Genomic DNA, 1913 nt, shown 5'->3' with positions numbered 1-1913 from the left:
TCCACCACGCTGATGCCCTGGTTGATGTTCTCGATGGTAGCCTGGAGCAGGGCGCGGTTGAACTCCAGTACCTGGGAGGCCTCATCGACGATGGAGATCACGTCGGAGATGCCAATGCCGCGGCCCTGCAGCGCCGAGTTGACCACGATGCGTGCCGAGGAGGCCCCCAGCACCGAGGCCAGGAAGCGCTCGGTGAACTGGATGACGTCGATGGAGGCGCGGGCGCCGTCCTCCAGCGTTGAGCCGCTGCGCCGTGCATAGTCGTGGAAGGCTCGGCTAACCTGGCCGGCACCGAGGAAGCGCTCGCACAGCACCTTGAGGTCGCCCACGGTGGTGGCGCCGGTCCAGGGACGGTTCACCGAGGTCTGACGGGTCTCGACGCTGTCCACGAAGAGCGAGGCCTGGATCCGCTCCACTACCCGCTGTGAAGTGACCTGGGAGACGAAGATGTAGCAGAACAGGTTCAACCCCAGCGAGAGCATGACGCCGTGGGTGAAGCTGTCGCCCACGTTAAGCCCGAACAGTGAAGTGGGCGCCAGCCAGGCGAGCCCCAGCGGGCCGCCGTCGAGCCAGTGGCCCGGGAGCACCCCGGCGGAGATCATCGCCGGCATCAGCAGGCTGTAGGCCCAGATGGCGAAGCCGGCGTTCATGCCGACGACCACCCCCAGGCGGTTGCCGCGCTTCCAGTAGAGGCCGCCGATCAGTGCGGGGGCGAACTGGGCGGCGGCAGCAAAGGAGAGCATGCCGATGGAGGCCAGCGAGGTGAACTCGCCGATCAGCTGATAGAAGCCGTAGGCCATGGCCAGCACCGCGGCGATGGTGATGCGCCGGGCGCGCAGCACCAGGCGGCCATAGTCGCGGGCCTTGGTGTCGAACCAGCGCAGGCGGAACAGCGCCGGGATGACGATCTCGTTGGAGATCATGATCGATACCGCCACCGCGGCCATGATCACCATGCCGGTGGCCGCCGAGAAGCCGCCGATGAAGGTCAGCAGGGTCAGCCACTGGCTGTTCGCCGCCATGGGCAGCGCCAGCACGTAGGTGTCCGGTTCAATGCCGCCGTCGGCGAACAGGGTCAGGCCAGCGGCCGCCAGCGGCAGCACGAAGAAGGCGAAGGCAGCCAGGTAGAGAGGGAAGAGCCAGCGCGCCTTGGCGGCATCGTCCGGGTGGGTGTTCTCGACCACCGCCACGTGGAACTGGCGCGGCAGGCAGAGCACCGCCAGCATCGCCAGCAGGGTCTGGGCCCAGAAGCTCTGACCGAAGTCCTGCTGGGATAGCTGGCGCTGCAGCTCCAATTGGACCTCCGCCTGGGCGAACAGCTCCCCCAGGCCGCCGAACATGCCCCAGGTGACGTAGGCGCCGAGCACCAGGAAGGCGACCAGCTTGACCAACGACTCGAAGGCCACGGCGTGGATCAGCCCCTCGTGGTGCTCCGTGGCGTCGGTGTGGCGAGTGCCGAACAGGATCGCGAAGGCTGCCATCACCACGGCCACGTAGAGGGCGGTGTCGGCGAACAGCGGGGTGTCGGCAGAGTCACCGGCGGCGGTGAGCACGCTGAAGGAGGTGGAGACCGCCTTCAACTGCAGGGCGATGTAGGGCAGGGTGCCGATCAGGGCCACCAGGCTGGCGAAGGCGGCCAGGGACTGGGCCTTGCCGTAGCGCGATGCGATGAAATCGGCGATGGAGGTGACGTTCTGGTGCTTGGCCACACGGATCATCTTGGCCAGCACCGGCCAGAACAGCAGGAAGGTGAGGATTGGCCCGATGTAGATGCTGGCGAAGGACCAGCCGCCGGTGGCCGCCTGCCCCACCGCGCCGTAGAAGGTCCAGGAGGTGCAGTAGATGGCCAGTGCCAGGCTGTAGATGATGGGCCGTCGCCGGCTGGCGCCATGCTGGCGGGCATGACGGTCGCC

General features: G+C 67.3%; 1 protein-coding gene. It reads right to left on the bottom strand.

All coding sequences use genetic code 11. The features are described 5' to 3' along the window. Positions 1-1913: sodium:solute symporter family protein (locus tag IBX53_RS15970; protein WP_290911325.1), on the bottom strand; the 1913-nt coding region annotated here is incomplete at both ends.

The organism is Halomonas sp., from assembly GCF_014859505.1.
GTDB lineage: Bacteria > Pseudomonadota > Gammaproteobacteria > Pseudomonadales > Halomonadaceae > Halomonas.
Note: the sequence above shows the minus strand (reverse complement) of the source record. Positions and strands in the feature narration are given on the sequence as shown.